This is a genomic window from Collinsella sp. AM42-18AC, from assembly GCF_003467965.1.
Taxonomy (GTDB): Bacteria; Actinomycetota; Coriobacteriia; order Coriobacteriales; family Coriobacteriaceae; genus Collinsella.
Window position 1 is genome coordinate 14,680 of the sequence record NZ_QSFY01000010.1, and the last position, 16,101, is coordinate 30,780.

General features: G+C 60.4%; 10 protein-coding genes and 1 tRNA gene. 1 reads left to right on the plus strand and 10 read right to left on the minus strand.

Annotated elements, in window-relative coordinates; all coding sequences use genetic code 11:
- Nucleotides 1-203: 203 nt before the first annotated feature.
- The 6 genes from DW913_RS06905 to DW913_RS06930 all read right to left on the minus strand — a co-directional run bounded on the left by DW913_RS06905 (nucleotide 204) and on the right by DW913_RS06930 (nucleotide 8,143).
- Nucleotides 204-1,568: a PFL family protein gene (locus tag DW913_RS06905; protein ID WP_117798043.1), complete on the minus strand. Its 1,365-nt coding sequence runs from the start codon at nucleotides 1,566-1,568 to the stop codon at nucleotides 204-206.
- 108 nt (nucleotides 1,569-1,676) lie between these two features.
- The gene (locus DW913_RS06910; protein ID WP_233542026.1) at nucleotides 1,677-4,244 is read right to left on the minus strand and encodes a homocysteine S-methyltransferase family protein; all 2,568 of its coding nucleotides are present in this window, start codon (nucleotides 4,242-4,244) and stop codon (nucleotides 1,677-1,679) included.
- Nucleotides 4,234-5,247, minus strand: coding sequence for a DUF4928 family protein (locus DW913_RS06915; RefSeq protein ID WP_158566213.1), 1,014 nt, complete (start codon nucleotides 5,245-5,247; stop codon nucleotides 4,234-4,236). The genes DW913_RS06910 and DW913_RS06915 overlap by 11 nt, the downstream gene beginning before the upstream one ends.
- Entirely contained in the window at nucleotides 5,210-6,370 is a 1,161-nt protein-coding gene (locus DW913_RS06920) for a DNA cytosine methyltransferase (protein ID WP_117798045.1), read from the minus strand. The genes DW913_RS06915 and DW913_RS06920 overlap by 38 nt, the downstream gene beginning before the upstream one ends.
- Nucleotides 6,371-6,479: 109 nt before the next feature.
- Complete coding sequence (locus tag DW913_RS06925) at nucleotides 6,480-7,271, minus strand: hypothetical protein (RefSeq protein ID WP_117798046.1); 792 nt, start codon at nucleotides 7,269-7,271, stop codon at nucleotides 6,480-6,482.
- Nucleotides 7,271-8,143, minus strand: a complete 873-nt coding sequence (locus DW913_RS06930) for a methylenetetrahydrofolate reductase (protein WP_117798047.1) — start codon at nucleotides 8,141-8,143, stop codon at nucleotides 7,271-7,273. Before DW913_RS06930 ends, DW913_RS06925 begins: the two co-directional genes overlap by 1 nt.
- A gap of 426 nt (nucleotides 8,144-8,569) precedes the next feature.
- Here DW913_RS06930 and DW913_RS06935 point away from each other — a divergent pair, with 426 nt between their 5' ends.
- Nucleotides 8,570-10,657 carry a glutamine synthetase III gene (locus DW913_RS06935; RefSeq protein WP_117798048.1) on the plus strand — a complete coding sequence of 696 codons (2,088 nt, stop codon included), beginning with the start codon at nucleotides 8,570-8,572 and terminating at the stop codon, nucleotides 10,655-10,657.
- A 449-nt stretch (nucleotides 10,658-11,106) separates the two neighbouring features.
- Here the strand turns inward: DW913_RS06935 and DW913_RS06940 are convergent.
- The 4 genes from DW913_RS06940 to DW913_RS06960 form a co-directional block, all read right to left on the minus strand.
- Nucleotides 11,107-11,183: transfer RNA gene (locus tag DW913_RS06940), tRNA-Glu, on the minus strand.
- Between the two features lie 100 nt (nucleotides 11,184-11,283).
- On the minus strand, nucleotides 11,284-13,461 hold the full coding sequence (locus DW913_RS10180) for a MurT ligase domain-containing protein (protein ID WP_233542027.1): 2,178 nt from the start codon (nucleotides 13,459-13,461) through the stop codon (nucleotides 11,284-11,286).
- A gap of 45 nt (nucleotides 13,462-13,506) precedes the next feature.
- A complete protein-coding gene (locus DW913_RS06955; protein WP_117798049.1) occupies nucleotides 13,507-14,550 on the minus strand; it encodes a hypothetical protein in 1,044 nt (347 codons plus the stop codon).
- Nucleotides 14,550-15,626, minus strand: a complete 1,077-nt coding sequence (locus DW913_RS06960; protein WP_117798050.1) for a hypothetical protein — start codon at nucleotides 15,624-15,626, stop codon at nucleotides 14,550-14,552. Before DW913_RS06960 ends, DW913_RS06955 begins: the two co-directional genes overlap by 1 nt.
- Nucleotides 15,627-16,101: the final 475 nt, after the last annotated feature.

The window sequence follows — 16,101 nt, forward strand, 5'->3', positions numbered from 1 at the left end:
GGAGCGAAGCGACTGCAACCGGGATAGAACCCAACTGAGGTCCCGTTGTGCGGGAGCCCCGGGGAGGGCAATTATATAAGGTCGATCGCGAGTTCCGCACGAGCCGGAGAGCACTTAATGTGCTCTCCGTGCGAGTCAGGACTGTCCGAGCAGGCGACCTTATATAATTGCCCTCCCCGGGGCTCCTCGCCAGTCCCCCTCAGCTAGTTCTTCAGCGAGTTCAGCGGTGCCGGGAAGCGTCCACCACGGTGGGCAAGCACGGTGCCGGCGTTGGGGTTCACCGGCATGATGGGCGCACGGCCGAACAGACCGCCGTATTCGACGCAGTCGCCCACGCCCTTGCCGATGGCAGGAATCACGCGGACGGCCGTGGTCTTGTTGTTGATGACGCCGATGGCCATCTCGTCGGCGATGATGCCGGCGATGGTCTCGACCGGGGTGTCGCCGGGGATGGCGATCATGTCCAAGCCAACGGAGCACACGCAGGTCATAGCCTCGAGCTTCTCGAGCGAAAGCGCGCCGGCCTCGACGGCGGCGATCATGCCGGCGTCCTCGGACACGGGGATAAAGGCACCCGAGAGGCCGCCCACGCTGGAGCTGGCCATGACGCCGCCCTTCTTGACGGCATCGTTGAGCATGGCGAGCGCGCAGGTCGTACCGGGGCCACCGCAGGTGCCCACGCCGATGATCTCGAGGATGCGGGCAACGGAGTCGCCGATGGCGGGCGTGGGAGCCAGTGACAGGTCGACGATGCCCTTCTCGACACCCAGACGATGGGCGGCCTCGCGGCTCATGAGCTCGCCGGCGCGGGTGATCTTAAAGGCGGTCTGCTTAATCTTCTCGGCAACCTCCATCATCGAGGCGGAATCGGGTAGCGTCTCCAAGGCAGCGGCCATAACGCCGGGGCCCGAGACGCCTACATTGATGACGGCGTCGGCCTCGCCACCGCCGTGGACGGCGCCCGCCATAAACGGGGAGTCCTCGACCATGTTGGCAAAGCAGACAAACTTGGAAGCGCCGACGGAATCCTGGTCGGCCGTGAGCTTGGCGGCGTCGATGATGGTCTGCGCGGCCATGAGCACGGCGTCCATGTTGATGCCGGCACGCAGGCTGGCGACGTTGACGCTGGAGCAGACGCGGCTCGTGGTGGCGAGCGCCTGGGGGATGGACTGGATGACGCGTCGATCGGCGTCGCCGATGCCCTTCTGGACGAGTGCGGAGAAGCCGCCCAGGTAGTCGATGCCGAGCGTCTCGGCCGCGCGGTCGAGGGCATGCGCGATGGGGGTGAGGTCCTCATCCTTGCAGCACGCGGCAACCTGCGCCACCGGGGTGACGGAAACGCGCTTATTGACGATGGGGATACCGTACTCGCGCTCGAGGTTCTCGGCGGTCTCGACCAGGTGCTCAGCCGTGTGCGTCACGTGGTCGTAGATCTTCGTGCACATGCGGTCGAGGTTCTCGTCGCCGCAACCCATGAGCGAAACACCCATGGTGATGGTCCTGATGTCGAGGTTCTGCTCCTCAACCATGCCGCGGGTTTCCGCGATTTCTGCGGGCGTGATCGCCATCCTTGCGCTCCTATCTGCCAAAACGAGCATAGTCTTATCTATTCTAACGTGCCGCACGTGCCAAGTGGCGCATGCGGCACGTTTTGGTGCTCGGTTGTTTCCGTTGTGTTACTGCCCAAAGACCTCTTCGGCGATGCGCGCGCTTTCGGCGGCGTCCTTGGCGTAGTAGTCCGCGCCAATCTGCTTGGCGTATTCGGGGGTGAGTACGGCGCCGCCTACGATGATCTTGACGCCCGGAACCTCGGCATGAAGCAGCTTGATGGTCTCTTCCATGGCGACGACCGTGGTAGTCATAAGCGCCGAGAGGCCGACGAGTTTGATATCGCGCTCCTTGACGGTCTTGAGTACCTCCTGCGGATCGACGTCGCGGCCTAGGTCAAAGACGGTATAGCCGTAGTTATCGAGCAGCATCTTGACGATGTTCTTGCCAATGTCGTGGATGTCGCCCTTAACGGTGGCCACGCAGATCTTGCCTTTATCGGCAATCTCGCCGGCGGGCATCAGTCGCTTGATGGTGTCGAAGCCCACGCGTGCGGCCTCGGCCGAGGCCATGAGCTGCGGCAAGAAGAACTTGCCCTGGTCAAAGAGGACTCCGACCTCATCGAGGGCGGGGATAAAGTGGTTGTTGATGAGGTCCATAGCGTCGTGGTCGGCCAGCAGGCGTTCGGTCTCGGCAGCGATCTCGCCTTTGCGGCCCGAGACGACCATGCGACGAATCGGGTCGTCGTTGCCGTCGGTGTCGGCGGTGCCAGCAGCGGGCACGGTGTCGGTCGATGCGGCCTGAGCTGCCGCCGGGTTGGCGGCGATCTTGTACGGATCGGTCCAGCCGGCGTAGCGCTCGATATATCCGGTCGAGCCCTCGTCCTCAACGCTCAGCACGCGATAGCTGTAGACGGTATCCATAAAGCGCTTGGAGCCCGGGTTCATGATGGGGGCGTCCAGGCCCGCGCCAAAAGCGGCGGCTAAAAAGACCGATCCCAGCAGCGGGCGCGCGGGCAGGCCAAAGCTGATGTTCGATACGCCGAGTGCGCACTTGACGCCCAGGCGCTCCTTGCACAGGGACATGGCGCGCAGGATCTGTTCGGCCTGGCGCTGGTTGGTCGAGGCGGTCATGACCAGACAGTCGATGAGGATGCGGTCCGGGCCGATGCCGTAGCGCGCAGCCTCGGCAACGATGCGCTCGGCGATGGCGAAGCGAGCCTCGGCGGTATCGGGGATGCCGCCTTCGTCGAGCGTGAGGCCGACGACGTTGGTGCCGTAGTGGGCGACCAGCGGGAAAATCTCGTCCATGATCTGCTGTTTGCCATTGACCGAGTTGATGATGGGCTTGCCGGCGTAGCGGCGCACGGCAGCCTCGACGGCTGCGGGGTCGGTGGAGTCGATCTGCAGCGGCAGCAGCGTGGAGCCCTGGAGCTGCTCGGTCGCCTGTTGGATGACCTTGACCTCGTCGATTTCGGGCAGGCCCACGTTGACGTCCAGGATGTCGGCGCCCTGCTCTTGCTGGCTGATGCCCTGGCTTACGACGTAATCCAGGTCGCCGTCGCGCAGAGCCTGCTGCAGACGCTTCTTGCCGGTGGGGTTGATGCGCTCGCCGATGACGGCGATCTTGTGGCCGTCGCAGGGGAGGTCCACGACCGTTTGGGCGCTCGTGACCGACATGCTGGGCTTGCGGTGACGCGGGCTGGGCGTGTGGTTGTCGATGAGGGTGCGAAGTGTCGCCATGTGCGTGGGCGTGGTGCCGCAGCATCCGCCGACGACGCTCACGCCGTCCTCAATCATGCCGGCGACGGCCTCGGCGTACTCGGGTGCCTGGATATCAAAGACGGTATTGCCGTCATCGTCCACGTGGGGCAGTCCCGCATTGGCCTGCACCATAACGGGCTTGTCGGTAACGGTGAGCATACGCGCAGCGAGTCCTCGGAGCTCGGCCGGGCCCTGGCTGCAGTTGATGCCCAGGACGTCGGCGCCGATGGCGTCGAGAGTGATGGCGGCGACCTCGGGGCTCGTGCCCAAGAAGGTGCGACCGTCTTCCTCAAAGGTCATGGTGGCAAAGACGGGCAGGTCGGAATTCTCGCGGCAGGCGAGGACTGCCGCCTTGATCTCGGCAAGATCGGTCATAGTCTCGATAATAAAGAGATCGACGCCCGCAGCGACGCCGGCGCGCACCTCCTCGGCAAAGAGGTCGTAGGCCTCATCAAAGCTGAGGGTGCCCAGGGGACGCAGCAGGGCGCCGATGGGGCCAATGTCGCCGGCGACGTAGCGGGCGCCGGCCGCGCGAGCGCAAGAGACCGCGGCGGCAAAGACATCTGCCACGGTGGCGGCACCGTCGAGCTTGTGGGCGTTGGCGCCAAAGGTGTTGGCGGTGATCACGTCGCAGCCAGCGTCGACATACTGACGCTGGATATCGGTGATGACCTGGGGCTCCTCAAAGTTGAGCAGTTCGGGCAGGGCGCCTGCCTTCATGCCGGCGGCCTGCAACATGGTGCCCATGCCGCCGTCGAACAGCAGATGCCCCGTGCCCTCGATAGCGGCGCGCAGGCGATCGTCCTTAATGCGAAGGTCGTCGATCGTGCGCGTCTTGTACGCAGCGCCTTTGCGGCGTGCGGTATCAACAGGTGCCGCCAGCGCGGTGCCGTCGGAATCATGGGTGATAAGTATGTTTGAGCTATTCGCCATGTGCATCCATTTCGTCTAGAGCCCACTGAGGAATTTCGATTTGAAGAGATTTGTCGGGCTCGATATCTTCGATTCGCTTGTTGTAGTGGGCAAGAAGCCGTGCGACATTTAATCGAATTAGGCCTCGCTTGTAGAACGATAATTCTTCAATATTGATGCCGATAAACGATTCGAGCGCGATGACCTGTACGCGATTGCCGAGCCCCTCACTTTCGAACAGTCCGTAAGCGAAGGAAACTTTATCGTGGGGGACAACGACGATGGGCCGAATGCCATTTCGAATGTTATCTCGGCATCGATCGGTCAATTTGGCCATTGGCGATACAGTCACATGAAATGCAGCATCATTGATTTGGAAATCGCCAGAACGGTCTGTCTGCTGGTCAGCGGCGTTTGAGTTGTCCTTTCCGATTTCTATGGTTGGAAATAACATCTCTAGTTTTGCACCTACCAGGTGCTGTGCGACGGTACCCGTTGGCCTATCGGACCGTAGGCTTGCTTGGTCTAGGATATCATCGACAATGACAGAAATTGGTTTTTGAAGATCGATTTCGACTTTGATTCTCTGCCGGTTAAAGAAATCGACCTGGATTCGCTCGACGAAGAAATTGGCGATTGCATTCGCAGCTTCAAGACGAGTGTCTTCGCAAGTGTCGCTGGGTAGGGCAGAGTTGATTATTTTGGCAAGCTCAAGCGCCATCGGGAGTGTGCCGCGTGAGGTTCTGCCGCCCTCTGATGCGAAAGCACGCGTTTCCCCATGTCTGGCTAAAACTGTTTTGATGCATGCTCCACTTAGGCCTCGTACTTGGCTCCCCTTGTCCGATTGCACATAATCGTCGGTGAGCGGAAAACGGTTTTGCAACAGCTCGCTTATGCCTATGCCAACCGCCATGACGTTACGGTTGACATTGCCTCGCTTGCTGCGCTTGGATTCGTACCAGAGTTCAATGGCATCCAAGATATCTTTATCGGGCTCGCTCAAGGAGCAATTGGTCATTTCCATTATTGTCCACTCCGTTCCTTGAAGACATAAGCGCTGGTTTGACTGCATTTTTTATAAGCCAAGTGACAACTGGCACGGCAACTGCATCGCCGAATGCGTAGCGAATCTGAGCATCCGAGAAGCCGCTAAACTGGCATGAGTCAGCACCTTGGAGACGGGCATATTCAGTTCCAGTCATCCAGCGAACTTCTATCTTTCCGTTTTCGCATATAACGACTGCCTGTCTTGATGAGCCGCCGCGAGCCGTTCTTAGACATCCGGCAATTTCTTCTTCACGAATTTCCCAGCGCACAACGCCCGATCGCGTGCGACGGTAAGCAGTGCGAACAATTTTTTCTTTGGCATTTAAGAAGCGCTGAAGGCGCTCTGCTTGATGCGGTGCAAGTGAGTCGATAAATGCTTGTACTTGGTTTTTGTTCCACCAACGCTTGTCGTCCTCGGGAATATTTTCAACAACCGTTGCAAGGCCCGTCATGCGAAGCGGGCTCGGCTCGTTGAGGTGAGAGACGTGCGTAATGAGTGAAGGGTCGGAGTGAATCCAGGAGACCTTTTCAGGTCGAAGCGAGGAATCGAGTCGGCTGTTGGGAAGAGGGTATTTTAATCCGACGACAAACATGCGGGGGCGTGACTGGGGAAGCCAGTGCCGTGCATCGATAAAATAAGCGTCGCATGAATAGCCTAAACGATTAAATTCCTGGCAAACGAGTCTAAAGTCATCACTGTTATTAGACGTGGCAAGGCCGATGACGTTTTCGAGAACAAGTGCCCGCGGGGCACGATCGCTCATTCCTTCGATGGCCTTAATAAAGCCAAAGAACGCACTGGACTCTTTGCCAGAGATAAGTCCCTCCCTGTTTCCCGCGAGAGATAAGTTTGTGCAAGGGCTTGACGCCCATGCGATGTCGGCTTGGGGTATTAGGTCGGGGTCGAGTGTGTGGACATCCTGCTCGACTAGATGCTCATCGCCCCAACACTGGCTGTACATGGCGCATTTAGTATGGTCTATGTCATTTGCCCAGATTGTTTTGATTCCGGCTTTTGCCATGCCGGCACGAGCCAAGCCAATGCCTGAAAAAAACTCAAGCGCGGTTAGTTGTGGCGAGAACTGCAGAATGTTGTGCATGTACTGGCTTTCAGATAGTTGTTATTCGGCATCTTATGGTACTTGTTTGTGAGGACATCCGCTTACATTCGGATGAGATTCCCTCGATACCGTGCCATCAATTGACATTTTATTCAGAATGCGAATAGCAGGTGGTGTGGGCGGCGCGGAAGCGGCAGTGCTCACGCATGCGGCAGATAGTGCAGGTGGGGCGGCTCTGGGCGTCGTGAACCTCGCCATCGAACAGACCGATCACCGCGGTCACGCTCTTGGTGGGCATGAGCAGGCTGGTGGGGGTAACAGTAAGTCCAATGAGGCGCGTGGCGTTGAGTGTATCCACGATCGAGCGCTGGGCCGAAAGCGGGCAGTCGCCATAGCCGGGACTGAAGCGCCAGTTGCCGGCGAGCCCATGAACGGCGGCGTCCGTCTTGACCTGCTGGTCCATTTGCTCGACGGCGGCTTCCACGTAAGCGGAGCACGCGGCGTCGAGCACGGCGCCCTCCAGGGGATGTTGGGCTCCCGTGATGCGCAGGCGACGCTCGGCGTCCATGCCGAGGGTGCATGCTATGAGCGCGGCAAAGCGGGCATCTTTGAGATGTCGATAGATATCGCGACCTCGCAGCTCAACGTTGGTGCCAACCAGACGGATGCTGGGCTCTCCCTGCTCGTCCACGCTCGTGGCATCGATGGCAAATACACGGCGCACGCCACGGGGCTCAATGTCTAGCTCCAGACGCTCAACGACAAGCTCAATTCGTCGTGACAGCTCGGGCTCAATCTGCTGGCCGCCGTAGCCCAGATAGCGCAGCATCTCGGCACGGTCGACTCGGGGATGATGGGCAGCGTCGATACGGTAAAGCGCCAGCGACGCAAGGTCAGCCGGCACTTCGACAGCGGTTGTATCGATGTGCGGTCTTTCCATTACCCTAGGCGCTCCATAATGGTTGCGGCGATTGCAGGACGATTCATAGTGTACAGGTGCAGACCGGCGGCGCCGTGCTCCTTAAGGTCGCAAAGCTGACGGGCGGCATAATCTACACCGGCTGCCTGCAGGCTCTCGGGGTCGTTCTCGTACTTGGCGAGAATCTTGATGACGGGGGAGGGCAGCGACGCACCGCACATAAAGACCATGCGGCTGATCTGCGACTTGCCCATAAACGGCATGATGCCCGCGGTAATGGGCACGGTGATACCGGCCTTGTCGGCAAGCTCACGAAAACGGTAGAAGCACTCGTTATCAAAGAAGAGCTGCGTCACAAAGAAGCTTGCGCCGGCGTCCTGCTTTTGCTTGAGGTATTCGACCGAGAGGTTGAGATCCTCACAGGCAATGTGGCCCTCGGGGTAGGCCGCGGCGCCCACGCAAAAGCCGGCGTCGATGAGCTCGGGGATGAGGTCGCGGGCGTAGGCGTAGTCGGAGGCGGGCTTGTCGTCCTCGGTCGCGCCGGCGGGGAGATCTCCACGCAGGGCCAGGATGTTTTCCACACCGGCGGAGCGGTACTCGTCGATTTTGGCGGCGATATCGGCATGCGTGCGGCCGACGCAGGTGAGGTGTGCCACCGAGGGTGTATCGAATTCGCTCGTAATCATATGCGCGATGGGGGCGGTGGTGGCACCGTTGCCCGAGCCGCCGGCCGAGCAAGTAACTGAGACAAAGCTCGGCGAAAGCTTGCACAGGTTGCCCGCCACCTCGCGAGCCGTGTCGAGGGTAAGCTCGCCCTTGGGCGGGAACATCTCAAACGAAACGGGTGCGGTGCCCTGGGATGCTGCCTGCTTAAAAACCTCGTCGACGCGCATATCGTGCTCCTCTAGATACGTAATAGTGTGATGTGTTGTAAGGATTCTACAGCACCGCTGTGTCACGGTGGAGTTTCACTCGCTATTTGGGGATACCAATCAAAGATGCCCTACTATCGGCATTCCCTATAGCAGGGCGGTCAATCTAAGATGGGGCCATATTGAATGGTATCTGATGCGAAATACCAGTTAATAGAGCCCTATCCTAGATTGACCGCCCTTAAACCATGGGGGGAGGTCTGCAATTTATACAGTTGATTGGCTGTTGAGGGCGGCAACGCCGCCGCGATGCGGTAACCTCATTGATTGGTTTCGTGACAGCAACATAACGGTAATGTTGCGGAAACACGGCGAGTCTAATCTAAGGCTCGTTCGTTAGTAATCAACACCGCATCTCACGCGGTGCCGATACGAAGGGAGTTCCGTATGGCCGAACTTACTGACCGCTTCGGGACCATGGTGTTCTCTGAGGAAGTCATGAAGGACTACCTCCCCAAGGACATTTGGAAGCGCCTTGCTGCAACCCTCGAGGACGGTGAGCCGCTCGACCTGGACGTGGCCAACGCCGTTGCCCATGCCATGAAGGTCTGGGCCATCTCCAAGGGTGCAACGCACTACGCGCACTGGTTCCAGCCGCTTTCGGGCATTACTTCCGAGAAGCACGATAGCTTCCTTGAGCCCAACCACGATGGCACCGCCATTACCAAGTTTACGGGCAAGAACCTCATCCAGGGCGAGCCGGATGCCTCCAGCTTCCCCAACGGCGGCCTGCGCGCCACCTTCGAGGCCCGTGGCTACACCGCTTGGGATCCCACTAGCCCCGCATTCATTAAGGACGATGTCCTGTGCATCCCCACGGCTTTCTGCTCCTACACGGGCGAGGCCCTGGACAAGAAGACCCCGCTGCTGCGTTCCATGACCGCGCTCTCGCGTGAGTCCAAGCGCGTTTTGGCTCTGTTTGGCAAGACCCCCAAGAAGGTCGTTCCTTCCGTGGGCGATGAGCAGGAGTACTTCCTGATCAAGAAGGACGCTTACCGCAAGCGCAGAGATCTGGTCATCACCGGACGCACCCTCTTTGGCGCTGCTCCCTGCAAGGGCCAGGAGCTCGAGGAGCACTACTTTGGCGCTATCCGCCCCACCGTCTCGGCCTATATGAAGGACCTGGACGATGAACTGTGGGCGCTTGGCATTCCCGCCAAGACCAAGCACAACGAGGTTGCTCCCTGCCAGCATGAGCTCGCCCCTGTCTATGGCGAGGTCAACGAGGCCATCGACCAGAATCTGGTCATGATGGAGAAGATGAAGCTCATCGCCTCCCGTCACGACTTGGTCTGCCTGCTGCACGAGAAGCCCTTTGAGGGCATCAACGGTTCGGGCAAGCACAACAACTGGTCGCTTGGCACCGAGTCCGAGAACCTGCTCGACCCGGGCGACACCCCGCTCGACAACCTGCAGTTCATCGTCTTCCTCACCGCGGTGATCGAGGCCGTCGATAACTATCAGGAGCTCCTGCGTGCCTCCGTTGCCTCGGCCGGCAACGATCATCGTCTGGGCGCCAACGAGGCTCCTCCGGCGATTATGTCCATCTTCCTGGGCGACCAGCTTACCGAGGTCGTCGAGAAGATCATCGATGGCAAGGCTTCCGTCCATGCCACGCGCGGCGTGCTCGACCTGGGCGCCGATACCCTGCCCAAGCTGATGCAGGACAACACCGACCGCAACCGCACCTCCCCGTTTGCCTTCACCGGCAACAAGTTCGAGTTCCGTGCCTGCGGCTCCGAGCAGAACGTCTCCGACTCCAACCTGGTGCTCGATGCCGCCGTGGCCAAGTCGCTCAAGTCCTTCGCCGACGCACTCGAGGGTACGCCCGAGGATAAGTTCCAGGACGCCGCGCTCGAGTACTGCAAGAAGGTGCTGACCGACCACCAGCGCATCCTCTTCTCCGGCGATGGCTACTCCGATGAGTGGCCCGTCGAGGCCGAGAAGCGCGGCCTTGCCAACAACAAGACCACGGCCGATGCCCTGCCCGCCTTTGTTTCCGATAAGGCCATTGCGCTCTTTGAGGAGACGGGTGTCCTGACCAAGGCCGAGGCTCAGTGCCGCTACGACTGCAAGCTCGAGAAGTACAACAAGCTCATGAACATCGAGGCCACCACGATGGTTCGCGAGGCGCGTCGTACCTATCGCCCGGTCATTACCGCCTATGCCACCAAGGTCGCTAAGGGCCTTGAGGCTATCCGTGCTGCCGGTGCCGATGCTGCCATGCAGTGCGAGCAGAACACGCTCAACAAGCTCTGCAACGGCATCACCGCCATCAACGACTCCATCAAGGCGCTCGACGCCGTACATCAGAAGGCCGAGGCCCTCGATGGTCAGGAGCAGGCCAACGTGTACGCGCACGAGGTCGTTCCCGCTATGGATACGCTGCGTGCCGCCGTGGATGCCATGGAGGAGATCGTGGCCGCCGACTACTGGCCGGTCCCGACCTACGACGACATCCTGTTCTACGTGTAAGACTGGGACAACATACCGTCACGGTTGAAAGCCGGGGCCCGCATCGCGCGGACCCCGGCTTTTTGTTTGTGAAGGACGCTTTGGAGTCCGTTTTGCAACTGATTCGCCCACGCAATAAGGGGCCGTGGACAAAAAACGTCAAATATGAGTACTGTCACTAAACTAGTTCCATATCAAAATGGCAGTTTTTGCCGAGTTAGACCACATATGTCCAGGTATATAGCTGAGGTCGGGCCCAATCTGAGCACTAGGTCGTTGATTTGACATCTGATTCACCATCTAAAAGGCCAAATTCGCTGTTACTAAATCGGTAACAGTACTCACATTTGCCATTTTTTGCCCACAGGCCTTGCGATGGTGCCGGGATCCGCACCCTGTCGGGTTCGAATCCCGGCGTATGGGTAGCAAAAAGCCCGCTACTGAATTGGTAACGGGCTTCTCAGATTCTGTGGTGCCCCCAGCGGGATTCGAACCCGCGATATCCACCTTGAAAGGGTGGCGTCCTTGGCCGCTAGACGATGGGGACAGCGGGAAAGAGTATAGCAGACTTTTTTGCCGGCGCGTATATCGTTGGCAAACTGGAAAACCACCACAAAGGTGCCTGTCCCCTTTATGGTGGCGGGGCGTTAGGGGAGGAGCTTCATGGCGGCGTCGTGGGCGGCGCGCTCGTAGGTGTCGTCGAGGGGCTTGAGCGGCAGCAGGGCTGTGGCCTGCGCATCGCCGCGCCGCTCGAGGGCGTGCGCGATGAGCCAGTCGGCGAGCTCGGGGTTCTTGGGTAGTGCCGGTCCGTGTAGGTACGTGCCGATGACGCCCTTGTAGATGAGGCCCTCAAAGCCATCGTCGCCGTTGTTGCCGGTACCCGTGACGACGGACGTTCCGAGCGGCGTGGCATCGGCGTCCAAAAGCGTGCGGCCGCCGTGGTTCTCGAAGCCAACAAAGGGCTTAGGTGCCAGGTCGGTTTTGACGGCGACGTTGCCGATCAGGCGGTCGGAGCCGCGTACGGTTTCGGCGGCAATGACCCCCAGACCCTCGATGCGATCCTCGCTCATATAGTACGAACGGCCGAGCAGCTGATAGCTGCCACAGATGGCAAGCAGCGAGCCGCCATCCTCAACATAGGCCGCGACCTTGTCTTTTTGAGCGAGCAGCTCGTGTGCCACGGCCAGCTGGTCGCGGTCGGAGCCGCCGCCCATCATGACGATGTCGGCGTCCGTCAGGTCGAGCACCTCGCCCATACGGACCTCGTCTACACGCGCGGGAATGCCACGCCAGGCGCAACGGCGCTCGAGCGCGATAACATTGCCGCCGTCGCCGTAGAGGTTAAGGGCATCGGGATACAGGTAGACGATGCGCAGCGGGCGCGAAAGCTCGACTGGTGCGATGCCGACGGGAAGAGCGCTGCCGTCGGCACGGGCTACGGCGCGCCCGGCAATAGCGTCGGAAGTGGCGCCCTTCAGTCCGTCGAGCTCCTTGACCAGCGGCGGGAAGGCCGTGTAGTTGGCAACGGCGTAGAAGGTGTCATCGGCGGCCTCGTCTGTCACGGCGCCGATCGCCTGCTCGATATTCGAGATGATGGCGGCGTCGATGCCGGCGTACTTCAGGCGCACCTGCATGTCGTGTGCGCGCGTGCCGCCGGCAAAGGCGACAAGACCCGGCGTGTCGGCGATGCGCTCAAAGTCGACGTCGTAGATCCACGATACATCGTGGCCGTCGGCATCGTTGTCGTTGAGGAAGAAAGCGCAGAGTCTGCCGTCTGCCGTCTTGATGGACTGGATTTGTCGATCGAAGCCTACGGGATTCTTGGCCAGGTTGGCCTCGACGGTGCGGCCGGCGATATCCCAGCGCCCCATACGACCACCGGCGGGCACATAGGCATCGAGCGTAGGCTGTAGAAGCGCCGTGTCCACGCCCAACTCGTGCGCGGCAAAGAAGGCGGCGGCAACGTTATAGACCATGTACAGGCCGTTGTAGCGTGTGGCAATGTGTCCGGTAGCCGCGTCGGGCGCAGATCCAAAGACCAGGTCAAAGCCGTAGCCGTCGCAGCCGAGCTCCACGCCCGTCACGCGACGGACAAGCGCGGGGCGGGCCCAGCCGCACGAGGGGCAATGGTAGGCGCCGAGCTGCCCGTATTGCACGTAGTCATACTCCAGCGGCGCGTTGCACTGTGAGCAAAAACGTGAGTCGCTAATACGGTCGGACTCTGTGTTGGTGGCGCCGTCGATGCCAAAGGCAATGCTCGCGTTGGGAACGCGCGCGGCAATCGAGGCACACAGCGGATCGTCGGCGTTATAGATAAGCGTCGTTGTCGGCGAGAGCTCCAACGCGTGGGCGATGACGTCTTGGGTATGGTCGATTTCGCCGTAGCGGTCTAGCTGGTCGCGGAACAGGTTGAGCAGCACAAAGTAAGTTGGCTTGAGCTTGGGCAGGACGCGTACGGTGTAGAGCTCATCGCACTCAAAAACGCCCACGCGCTTGCCGCTGTCAGTGTGCTTAAGGCCGCCGCGGGCCTCGAGCAGAGCACCCACCACACCGGGCTCCATATTGTTGCCGGCACGGTTGCACACCACGGTAGCGCCGCTGGCGGCAACGGCGTCGGCGATGAGGTTGGAGGTGGTGGTCTTGCCATTAGTACCGGTGATCACCACACTGCTGTCGACAAGGCCGGCGAGGTTGCTTAGCAGCTCGGGGTCGATCTTCATGGCGATACGGCCGGGGAGTACGCCGCCCTGGCGCTTAAGGACAGAGCGCAGCCCCCAGCGGGCGATATCGCTTGAGGTGCAGGCGAGAGATGAGCGGAGATTCATGAAGCCGTTCCTAACGTAGATGACATAGTCGGGGGAATCGCACCGCTAGAAACCGTAGCGGCGCGCAAAATCCTGGGCAAGCTGCGAAACGTCTTCGCAGGCATTGGCCCAGGGGGCAAAGTCGGGGGTGTCCGAGATAATACCGTCCGCTTCCCAAACGGCTTGGTGCGAAAGATCCCAGGGATCGCGTGGTTCGGGCCGGCAGGGAAGGTACGGCGTCTGGTACATGGGGTTCAGCAAGAAGAACGCGCCGCCCTCGCAACGGTTGGCAAACTCACGCAGCGCGCGTGTCGCCGGGCGCATCTTGTTTGTTTTGAACAGCAGAATCGTGCGGGCGAGCAGGTACCAGGGAGAGTTCTCGAGTGCATCGGCTCCCATCTGCTCCTCGAGCTGGTGGGCCAGGGCAAAAAAGCCGTCCTGGTCTTCCAGGCGAGCGAGGGCGAGCAACACGGTGCCTGCGGCTCGGGTGGGGTAGCCTTCCGCCTTAAGGACGCGGCGGGCGTAGTTGGCGGCAGCACGGTAGCGGGCGCTCGCCATGCACAGCTGCGAGATGGCCTCGAGTGTGTGAAGCCACCCGATAAGAGCCGGCTCGCATACGGTGAGATCGGTTGCCGTCACCCCTTCTGCCAGCACCTTGTTGGCCCAGTAGTGCGGGGCTTCCATGTCGAACCCGGGCACGCTTTGCTGCAGGTAATCGGCCGTGGTCGCCTCGAGCTTCATCAGATCGCCCAGGCAGGCGTCGACGGGCGTGTCCGCCAAAATGATGGCGAGCAGCTGCGCGTCGAGGACATGCGCATCGATGCGGACGATCTTGAGCAGCTCATCACGCATATCGTCGAACAGGCGGTTGCGCGTCTGCTCAAACTCCTCGTCGCTGCCCATGTCCTCGATGCGATGGAGCTCGTCGAGCAGGTGGCGATGAACACCGGCATAGGACAGCAGCGCCTGGGCATGCTCGGACTGCGCATACTTATGAGGGTTGACGTTCACGTCGTTATGGACAAGCTCGCGTGCTGCATCGGTGAGCTCGGGGTGCGACGCCAGATAGGTGCGCTCCAGGTAGGCGGGGATGTAGACGCTCGGATCCATTAGAGGTCTCCTCCCTTAAACGGCAAACCCTGCTCGGCCGCCCGCAGTATGCGCTCATCGATTTGGGAACGCACGATATCGTTGGTGGCGACCCAGGCGGCAAAGCTGGCGTTGTCGGGAGCGCCCAAGCCCTCCTGCAGTACCGGCGTCGCCTCGGACAGTGCAAGGACGAGCTCGTCGGTGGAGCCTGTACCCACGTTGACGCGGGCATAGACGCCATCGGGAAACTCGGTTTGGAAGTAGAGCGCCTCGGCCGCGTGCGGACACGAGTGCGCAAGGATACGCAGGTAGTGTTCGGCGCCCTCGTAGTCCAGCTCGCGCCAGGCTGCGCTCATCAGTGCGATGAGCGTCCACGGGTCCAAGTCGCGCTCCGCATCTTTGGGGCGGCGGCGCAGCGGGGTATTCGCGAGATAGGGTACGGAGTGGGCAGAGCGAAATCGTTTGAGCTCCTCGGCGGGGTATTCGAGCTTTGCCATGGCGAGCATCGCGGTGTGGCGGACGCCGGCGGGGTCGTTGGGCGCAAATTCCAGACTGCGGTTTGCAGCTTCGAGCGACATGCGATAGCGTCCGCTAATGAGGGCGCGCGATGCAAGAGCGGCAAGCCAGCGCAGGTAGGGGCGGCGCATAAGGTCGCCCGCGGCCTCGCGCTCATAGGGGTCCTGCGCCGAGGCGATCTTGAGTGCCAGGTCATGCTCGACTTCATCGCGCTTGGATACCAAGTACTGCACGTATTCCTCGTTGGAGTCGGCGGTGAGGGCCGTCAGCATGCGCTGGGCATCCCAGTTGGTCGGATCGAGCGCGGCGGCCTCGCGAAGCATGTTCTCGGCAGCGGCCTCTTCCTGCTCGGCTTGGGCATCGTCGAGGATAAAGGGAATGCGGTAGTCGACAGCCTCGACAACCTTGGCAATCAGATGTCCGGCGCGGTCGCGGTCGTGCACGATGAGCGGCGCGGGGTTGCGGGTGAATTGTTCCATCAGACGCTCTACGGCGGCACCGTCGGTGAGCGGGATATTGTCGCGGCGCAAGGCCTCAAGAACGAGGCGATGGCAATCCTCTTGAATGGGATCGAATGCCATGGGGCCTCCTTTGCTGCGGTTAGGGTTCAAATGTCTCTATATAACGTCCTAGTTTACCCGCATGTGGCACACCGGGGGTACCGCACTTGGACTTGCACCTTTGCACCACGAAGACGGATGTCGCACAAATGTCGGCACCTTGGACGACCGAGTGGTATCACGGTGCCGCAAACGGTCGATTTTTGGCGGCGAACGGTGCATATTTTGGAGGGGCACAGTCCTGCCCGGGGTATGTAGTCAACCTTGATAAAACGTTTGCCCAGCTCGGGACAATAACCGCAACGCAAGAGGTTCCAAGGATAGAAAAAACGTTTCATCATTGGCAGCTTTAGGTGAATAACTGACCAACCAGAACGGTAAAATAGTGTTTGTCTGAGCGTTGAGACGTTTAGACATCGTGCGTTGTCATCGCCGGCAACGCGCAAAACGGTCCTAACGGAGCCAATCGGGTGCTCCGTTATATACACAAGTCTAA

Excerpts from the sequence above, each read along its gene's own strand:
- DW913_RS06920 (WP_117798045.1), bottom strand. The coding sequence starts at position 6,370 with ATGCACAACATTCTGCAGTTCTCGCCACAACTAACCGCGCTTGAGTTT.
- DW913_RS06905 (WP_117798043.1), bottom strand. The coding sequence starts at position 1,568 with ATGGCGATCACGCCCGCAGAAATCGCGGAAACCCGCGGCATGGTTGAG.
- DW913_RS06935 (WP_117798048.1), top strand. The coding sequence starts at position 8,570 with ATGGCCGAACTTACTGACCGCTTCGGGACCATGGTGTTCTCTGAGGAA.
- DW913_RS06925 (WP_117798046.1), bottom strand. The coding sequence starts at position 7,271 with ATGGAAAGACCGCACATCGATACAACCGCTGTCGAAGTGCCGGCTGAC.
- DW913_RS06955 (WP_117798049.1), bottom strand. The coding sequence starts at position 14,550 with ATGGATCCGAGCGTCTACATCCCCGCCTACCTGGAGCGCACCTATCTG.
- DW913_RS10180 (WP_233542027.1), bottom strand. The coding sequence starts at position 13,461 with ATGAATCTCCGCTCATCTCTCGCCTGCACCTCAAGCGATATCGCCCGC.
- DW913_RS06930 (WP_117798047.1), bottom strand. The coding sequence starts at position 8,143 with ATGCGCGTCGACGAGGTTTTTAAGCAGGCAGCATCCCAGGGCACCGCA.
- DW913_RS06915 (WP_158566213.1), bottom strand. The coding sequence starts at position 5,247 with ATGGAAATGACCAATTGCTCCTTGAGCGAGCCCGATAAAGATATCTTG.
- DW913_RS06910 (WP_233542026.1), bottom strand. The coding sequence starts at position 4,244 with ATGGCGAATAGCTCAAACATACTTATCACCCATGATTCCGACGGCACC.
- DW913_RS06960 (WP_117798050.1), bottom strand. The coding sequence starts at position 15,626 with ATGGCATTCGATCCCATTCAAGAGGATTGCCATCGCCTCGTTCTTGAG.